Source organism: Tannerella forsythia (assembly GCF_001006485.1).
Classification (GTDB): domain Bacteria; phylum Bacteroidota; class Bacteroidia; order Bacteroidales; family Tannerellaceae; genus Tannerella; species Tannerella forsythia.
The window spans coordinates 1-7609 of sequence record NZ_JUET01000091.1; the positions used below are offsets into that span (position 1 = coordinate 1).

Annotated in this window: 7 protein-coding genes and 3 pseudogenes; 5 read left to right on the plus strand and 5 right to left on the minus strand. The window is 39.1% G+C overall.

Going from position 1 to position 7609, the window contains the following annotated elements:
• Positions 1-96, minus strand: a pseudogene (locus tag Tanf_RS14850) (IS1595 family transposase); the annotation flags it as partial.
• A 74-nt stretch (positions 97-170) separates the two neighbouring features.
• On the opposite strand from Tanf_RS14850, the gene Tanf_RS08895 reads away from it, so the two are divergent.
• The 5 genes and pseudogenes from Tanf_RS08895 to Tanf_RS16460 form a co-directional block, all read left to right on the plus strand.
• A complete protein-coding gene (locus tag Tanf_RS08895; RefSeq protein WP_140230622.1) occupies positions 171-485 on the plus strand; it encodes a hypothetical protein in 315 nt (104 codons plus the stop codon).
• A gap of 39 nt (positions 486-524) precedes the next feature.
• A complete protein-coding gene (locus Tanf_RS13875) occupies positions 525-872 on the plus strand; it encodes a hypothetical protein (RefSeq protein ID WP_052449062.1) in 348 nt (115 codons plus the stop codon).
• A 21-nt stretch (positions 873-893) separates the two neighbouring features.
• Positions 894-1481 (plus strand): S8 family serine peptidase, encoded by a 588-nt coding sequence (locus Tanf_RS14365; RefSeq protein WP_080948604.1) that lies wholly within the window; start codon positions 894-896, stop codon positions 1479-1481.
• 34 nt (positions 1482-1515) lie between these two features.
• A pseudogene (locus tag Tanf_RS15815) lies at positions 1516-1752 on the plus strand (S8 family serine peptidase); the annotation flags it as partial.
• 609 nt (positions 1753-2361) lie between these two features.
• Positions 2362-2628, plus strand: a pseudogene (locus tag Tanf_RS16460) (T9SS type A sorting domain-containing protein); the annotation flags it as partial.
• A gap of 65 nt (positions 2629-2693) precedes the next feature.
• Here Tanf_RS16460 and Tanf_RS15120 read toward each other — a convergent pair.
• From Tanf_RS15120 to mnmG, 4 genes are all read right to left on the minus strand, one after another.
• Entirely contained in the window at positions 2694-2846 is a 153-nt protein-coding gene (locus tag Tanf_RS15120) for a hypothetical protein (RefSeq protein ID WP_161794957.1), read from the minus strand.
• Between the two features lie 119 nt (positions 2847-2965).
• Entirely contained in the window at positions 2966-3412 is a 447-nt protein-coding gene (gene dtd / locus Tanf_RS08905) for a D-aminoacyl-tRNA deacylase (protein WP_046825624.1), read from the minus strand.
• Between the two features lie 30 nt (positions 3413-3442).
• A complete protein-coding gene (uvrC, locus tag Tanf_RS08910) occupies positions 3443-5248 on the minus strand; it encodes an excinuclease ABC subunit UvrC (protein ID WP_046825625.1) in 1806 nt (601 codons plus the stop codon).
• Between the two features lie 44 nt (positions 5249-5292).
• Positions 5293-7170 (minus strand): tRNA uridine-5-carboxymethylaminomethyl(34) synthesis enzyme MnmG, encoded by a 1878-nt coding sequence (gene mnmG / locus Tanf_RS08915; RefSeq protein ID WP_046825626.1) that lies wholly within the window; start codon positions 7168-7170, stop codon positions 5293-5295.
• Positions 7171-7609: the final 439 nt, after the last annotated feature.

The window sequence follows — 7609 nt, forward strand, 5'->3', positions numbered from 1 at the left end:
GGAACAAACAACTCCTACTTGGTCGCGATATGCCTTAAACTTTTGCTTGCAGCTTTCTTCGTCTGGAAAGTGAGATAAAAAATCGATCAGTGTCATTGCCTTATTTTTTTTGCAAAGATAATTATTTCTGGGTAAATATACGGATATTCATTTTAAATAATTTCAAGATTATGAAAAAGATAGTTTTTATAGTGCTACTTTTCCCTTTATCATTGCTTGCTCAAGAGCACTTTTATTATTATAAGGGAAAGAAACAACCGTTACAGTTAGATACAACACGTGTATTTATTTATACAGTCAATGATGTTGCTTTACAAAAAAGCAATCTGATATCAAAAAGAACTTTAAATTTACATAAGGAACAAATTTTAAAGCAAAAACAAAAGATTTCAACGGATTTTTATTGGACTGAGCTCAAATTATCCACAATGAATGAGGGGAGAAGCTATAAAGAACGAGTGAGCAAATTAAAACAAATTGAGTGAGTACAAACGGTATCCCCTTATTTTATAGGAAGATATGGAATGAAAATAGGTCTTTCTAATTTTTTCTATGTCAAATTGAAGAACCTGTCAGATACAACGCTACTGAATAAATATTGTAAAAAAAATAAGACCATTGTTGTAAGACAGGATAGATTTATGCCACTTTGGTTTGTACTATCATGTACAAAACTGTCAAACGGGAATGCTATGGAGATGGCAAACCGATTTTACGACACTAATTTGTTCCAATATGCCGAACCAGATTTAATGGTTGATGATTTGTTGAACTGTACAAATGACACTTATTTTTCAAATCAATGGGGTCTACGTAATACCGGGCAATATGACGGAACAAACGGTGTAGATATTAAAGCTTGCGATGCATAGACTCTTTCTACAGGGACAGGGATTACAGTTGCCGTTGTTGATCAAGGAATCGAACTAAACCATCCGGACTTAGTAGCCAATATCCATCCATTAAATTTTGATACGGAAACAGGATCTTCTCCCAGTATAGTTCGAGGGAATCATGGCGTAGCTTGTGCAGGTATAATTGGTGCATCAGGGAATAATGCTATCGGAATTAGAGGTGTGGCGCCAAATGCCAGATTGATGTCTATCAGCAATTCATTAGAAGCAGCTCCTATGTCCCGAATAAAAAGAGGAGAAGGTATTAATTGGGCTGTTCAGAATGGAGCTGATATAATTAGTAATTCATGGGGATCAAGTGTTCAATATCAAATTATTGATGATGCTATTACAAATGCGCTTGTTAATGGGCGAAACGGACGAGGATGTATCGTTCTTTTTGCTTCGGGAAATGACAACAGAGCAGTTAATTATCCAGCAAATAGTAATCCAAACATACTAATCGTTGGTGCTATATCTCCTTGTGGGCAAAGAAAGTCTCCAACTTCTTGTGATGGAGAGGGATGGGGAAGTAATTATGGCAGTCAGTTGGATGTAGCTGATTCCAACAACAGACAGACAAGGTAATTTGGGCTATAATCCTACTTTGCGAATTCACACGATGAATGGAGGAAATAAAATAACTTCTGATTATACCAACAGGGATTATACGGTTTGGTTTAATGGTACTTCCGCAGCTTGTCCCCACGTTGCTGGAGTAGCCGCCTTAATCCTCTCCGTTCGTCCAAACCTTACCGGGCAACAAGTGAGAAATATTATTGAACAGACTGCCCAAAAGGTAGGAGGATATTCCTATGCCACTACTTCTGGAAGACCTAACGGTACATGGCATCAAGAAACGGGTTACGGCCTTGTAGATGCTTATGCAGCTGTTCGAAAAGCATTGATGCCCTCTCTCTCCGGCCCTTCAAGTATTTATAATGAAGCGACTTATACAGTAGAGAACTTACCTGTGGGTTCGTCCGTACAATGGTCATCAAGCAGTAACTGTTTACGGTTGATCTCAGGACAAGGAGCAGCAACGGCTACCTTTAAAGCTATATTCAATATATCAGCTGTCATCACGGCAACCATCAGTGGGCCGACTTCGACATCGCTGTCGACTGGTACCATTACTGCTAATGCGTCGTACAACAGCGATATTTCATTCGATGTTTGGAATAATTCGAGTGGCGGATATATAGGAAATACTGCTACGGGTACCAGTGGTCTCTGTCCGAATACGACTTACCACTTCAGTCTGGTAAATAATTCGGGCTGTGCTCTAAGTGATCCGGAATGGACTGTTTCCCCGGCTTGGACAATTTATTATACACAGAACAATATGATCTCCATCAATACAAATCAAGCCGCGGGCGGATGGATTTCATTAAAGGCACGCACCTGCTGTGGCACATCCGGTACGGTATGCTCGGCGACATTGGGATCTTCTTCAGATTGCTCAAACTACCGTTTCACCCTCTCGCCCAACCCGGCAACAGACGAAGTGACCTTGCAGCTGATGGAGACGGATGAAGTCAGCGGATTAAGCGTACTCTCGACCGACAGAAGCGCTTACGAAATCCAAATCTGGAGCGGTATGACGATGCTGCGCTCGTTCCGGACGAATGAGCCGACATTCCAAATCTCGATGGCCGGACTGCCGGCGGGACTGTACTTCGTGCGCGTCGTCAAAGACGGACAGACGTACACACAGAAGTTGATTAAGAAGTGATGCCCTTCGGGCGTTGAGTTGTTTGATTGTTGAATTGTTGAGGTGAATACTAAACAACTAAACATCTAAACAATAAAATCAATCCACCCCTTGCGGACACGAAGGAAAGGAGCAGACAGAGAAGAGCCGGATGTTCCCACTCCGCCTGCCGGAGGCGAAACGACACCGTAAGTCGCACAGATACGTTCGGGACGTATATCCGATACGTGCCGAAGCATAAAGCAGGCTGAGAATTTTAAAGGTATATAAAAGGTCAATTGGATTTGTTTTTAAATAGATCGAGAAAGATATGCTCAGAATCGGACTTCCATCCCCTACTCCATCCGACGAAATCGTATCAATCTTTTGTATCAACAATGATGGTTACAGGACCATCGTTCAACAAATAAACTTTCATATCCGCACCGAAAACACCCGTTTTTACGTCACGACCTAACTGCATTTCTACTTCCTTGCAAAACGACTCGTACAATGGAATCGCAATATCCGGTTTCGCGGCACGAATATACGACGGACGATTTCCTTTTTTTGTCGAAGCATATAAAGTAAACTGGCTGACGATTAAAATTTCTCCACCGATTTCAAGTACAGAGCGATTCATAACACCTTTATCGTCGTCGAAAATTCTCATATTTACGATCTTTTTCGCCATCCGGACAATTTCCTTATCCGTATCCGAATCTTCAAAACCCACCAAAATCAGTAGACCTTTACCAATCTCAGATCGTACCGCTCCATCAATCGCAACCGACGCGTGTTGCACGCGTTGTATGACTGTTCTCATATTACAAAAATTAAATTCTCCTGCTTATATTTATTCCGGTTTTTTCAAACCGTTTATTAAGATATCCGCCTTACTCTCTCCTATCAGTTCAATGAGTTCGTCCATCGGAGCTTCCTTAATCCGTTTTACACTTTTATACTTTTTCAATAACACCTCTTTCGTCTTTTCTCCGATACCTTTAATCTCATCCAATTCCGAAATAATTTGCTTTTTACTTCGCATCTTCCGATGAAATGTAATACCGAACCGATGAGCTTCGTCGCGGAGATGTTGAATAACTTTCAGCGTTTCCGAATTTTTATCGAGTATAAGCGGTATCGGATCGCCCGGATAAAAAATCTCTTCCAACCGTTTTGCCAATCCTACAATCGATATTTTATCTAATAAATTCAATTGCCGAAGCACTTCCGTTGCTGCATTCAACTGTCCCTTTCCTCCATCGATAACAATCAACTGCGGAAGAGGCAGACCTTCTTCCAACAGTCGTGTGTAACGACGCGTAACAACTTCCGTCATCGAAGCGAAATCATCGGGACCTACAACCGTCTTTATATGAAAATGACGATAATCCTTCTTCGACGGTTTCCCTTTTTTAAATACGACGCAGGCCGCAACGGGATTCGTACCTTGTATATTTGAATTATCGAAACATTCTATCTGCATCGGCAGAACAGGTAAATGTAAATCCTTTTGAATCGCAGTTAACAGACGGGTCGATCGCTGTTCGGGATTAAACTTATCCGAACGTTTCAATTTATCAATCTTATATTGCTTTACATTTTGAACAGACAAATCAAGTAATTTCTTCTTATCTCCTCGTTGTGGAACCGTGAAAATAATATGTTTTGAAAATACACCTTCAGGCATAAAAGGAACGATTATTTCGGAAGCATTACTTTGAAATCTCTCTCTCATTTCCACAATACCCAAACCTAAAAGTTCCTCTTTCGGTTCATCAAGTTTTTTCCGATACTCAATCGTATATACCTGCACAATGGCTCCGTTTCCTATATGCATGTAATTAATATAGACGGACTGTTCGCTTTCATCCAACGAAAATACATCTACATTATGCAACATGGGAACAACCGTCGACTTCGACCGAAAATTTTCAATCAAATCATATTGATATTTGATTTCCTGAGCTTCCTCAAAACGCATTTCCTCCGAAAGTTTTCGCATCCGATTTAGAAGGAGCGCGCTTACGCGTGAACTGTTTCCTTTTAATATTTCCTTTATCTCGGAAATATTCCGATTATATTCTTCTCTATTTTGTAGTCCGACACAAGGAGCTTTACATCGTTTAATATGATATTCGAGACAAACTTTATACCTTCCCGAAGCAATGGATTCGGGTGTCAAGGTATGTTTGCATGTCCGGACCGGATACAATTCTTTTATCAGTTGCAGCATGATCTTCGCAGTATAAGCAGACGCATACGGACCGAAATACAAAGAACCATCCCTTACAATATTTCTTGTCTGAAATATACGTGGAAAATATTCGTTTTTGATCACGATGGAAGGATACGTTTTATCGTCCTTCAATAAGACATTGTAACGCGGACGATACTGTTTGATTAAGTTATTTTCGAGTAACAGGGCATCTTCTTCCGAATCTACTACAATATATTTTAAATCATAAATATGTTTGACTAAAACACGAGTTTTATTATTTTCATGCTCTTTCTGAAAATAAGAAGAAACTCGTTTGCGTAAATTCTTCGCTTTCCCTACATAAATAATCGTTCCTTTACGATCGAAATATTGATAACATCCCGGCTTCTCAGGTATAGTAGAAAGAATTTTTAGTATGTAGCTAAGCCTGTCATCCATTCTTCTTTTATAAAAAACCATGTTCCACGTGGAACATTTCTATATTATCTACCCAATAATACCAAAAGAATATTGACGTCGCTCGGAGATATTCCGGGAATACGGTTTGCCTGCGCAATTGTTTCCGGATTTATTTTATGTAATTTTTGGCGAGCCTCCGTCGAAAGAGATTGAATCGATAAATAATCAAACTTATCTTTGATACGAATATTTTCCAATCGAGATACTTTATTTGCAATCTGTTTTTCTCGCTGGATATATCCGCTATATTTTATACTGATCTCAGCCGCTTCTAAAATTTCATCCCGACGAGAAATTGGAATCGTATCTATCAACTGATTAAACTCCGGTATCACTTCTTTGATATCGGAAAATGAAACTTGAGGTCGAGTTAATATATCGACCAGTTTGTAAGCATGAGGAATAGGAGCCGTTCCTAAAGAAGTTAATTTAGCATTAATTTGAACAGGTATAACGGAAAAAGAACGAATAAACTCCGTGATTCGATCAATCATTTCTTTCTTCTTTTTCAATAAACCATAACGATAAGTATCGGCAAGTCCTAATTGATAACCTCGTTCGGTAAGACGCATATCCGCATCGTCCTGACGCAAAAGAATCCGATACTCCGCACGCGAAGTAAACATACGATACGGTTCATCCACTCCTTTTGTCACCAGATCATCTATCAATACTCCAATATATGCCTCATCACGATTTAAAACAAACGTATCATCACCATGACAACGAAGATGTGCATTAATACCTGCCACTATCCCCTGCCCCGCCGCTTCTTCATAACCGGTAGTTCCATTAATCTGACCGGCAAAAAACAGATGTGAAATCTTCTTTGTCTCTAAAGTATGTAATAACTGCGTAGGATCAAAAAAATCATATTCGATCGCATACCCCGGACGATATAATTGAACATCACGAAAAGGCGATATTTTTTGCAAAGCCTTCAACTGAATATCGAAAGGAAGAGATGAAGAAAATCCATTCAGATAATATTCCTGTGTCGATTCACCTTCGGGTTCCAAAAATAATTGATGTTGTATTTTATCGGCAAAAGTGACGATTTTAGTTTCGATACTCGGACAATAACGAGGACCTATACTTTGTATCTGTCCATTATACAGAGGTGATTCCGATAATCCTTTACGTAAGACATTGTGACACTCTTCATTCGTATATAAAGTCCAGCAGCTTAATTGTTTAAGTTCTCTTTTGACATTGTCTAAATAAGAAAATTTACGAAAATCATTTTCGCCCGGTTGTTCGGTAAGTTCTTCAAAATAAATACTTCGAGCATCTATTCGTACAGGAGTACCTGTTTTCATCCGATCTGAAATAAAACCGAGAGAAATCAACTGTTCCGTCAATCCTCTTACAGCCGGTTCCGAAATTCGTCCTCCCGAAAATTGTACACGACCGACATGTATCAATCCATTCAAAAAAGTACCGTTTGTCAAAACAACCGAATTTGCTTGAAATTCGATTCCAAAAGCCGTCTTTACACCACAAACACGATTACCGTCTAAAAGCAATTCACTGACGGTATCTTGCCATATCCACAAATTAGGAAGATTCTCAAGAATCTCACGCCAAGCCTGAATAAATTTTACCCGATCATTCTGTGCACGAGGACTCCACATGGCAGGTCCCTTACTCCGGTTCAACATTCTAAACTGAATAGCCGTACGATCGGTTACAATCCCCATAAAACCTCCCAAAGCATCGATCTCGCGAACAATCTGCCCCTTCGCTATTCCACCTACAGCAGGATTACAGCTCATCTGGGCAATCTTATTCATATCCATAGTAATCAGTAACGTGCGCGAACCTAAATTCGCAGCTGCAGCTGCAGCTTCACAGCCCGCATGACCTGCTCCCACTACTATCACATCATAATCAAACCTCATCTATTACTCAACTTGATAAAAAGAGGCACAAAGATAATCAAAGACATACACAAATAAAAAACTCTCCCAAAAATGCAGTTTCAATCAGTAAATAAACATTTTAAAATAGACAATCGTGTTATACCAGTAAAACAAATTCAAAAAGTAGCTTTTCAAATCTAAACAAATACGCCGAGTCTATTTACGAAAAAATTGATCACCAATTATGTTCTGTGGAATTTCCTCTGACGAATTGACCTTTCATACAGTTAGAATATGAAGCAAAAGAATATTTCAACGGTTTTCTCACAACTATTTATATAATTGGTTTTTATAAAATAATATGATATAGATGATAGGCTGTTTAAAGTGTTGAAATTTTCTTCAATGATTTTTTGTTTTTCATTCTTTCAAATAAACGGACTATTTTTTGAGTAAGATATAAACAGGATATTGACTG

What these genes read in the sequence shown, in the direction of transcription:
- Tanf_RS13875 (WP_052449062.1), top strand. Translation starts at nt 525, where the DNA reads ATGAAAATAGGTCTTTCTAATTTTTTCTATGTCAAATTGAAGAACCTG.
- dtd (WP_046825624.1), bottom strand. Translation starts at nt 3,412, where the DNA reads ATGAGAACAGTCATACAACGCGTGCAACACGCGTCGGTTGCGATTGAT.
- Tanf_RS15120 (WP_161794957.1), bottom strand. Translation starts at nt 2,846, where the DNA reads ATGCTTCGGCACGTATCGGATATACGTCCCGAACGTATCTGTGCGACT.
- mnmG (WP_046825626.1), bottom strand. Translation starts at nt 7,170, where the DNA reads ATGAGGTTTGATTATGATGTGATAGTAGTGGGAGCAGGTCATGCGGGC.
- Tanf_RS08895 (WP_140230622.1), top strand. Translation starts at nt 171, where the DNA reads ATGAAAAAGATAGTTTTTATAGTGCTACTTTTCCCTTTATCATTGCTT.
- uvrC (WP_046825625.1), bottom strand. Translation starts at nt 5,248, where the DNA reads ATGGATGACAGGCTTAGCTACATACTAAAAATTCTTTCTACTATACCT.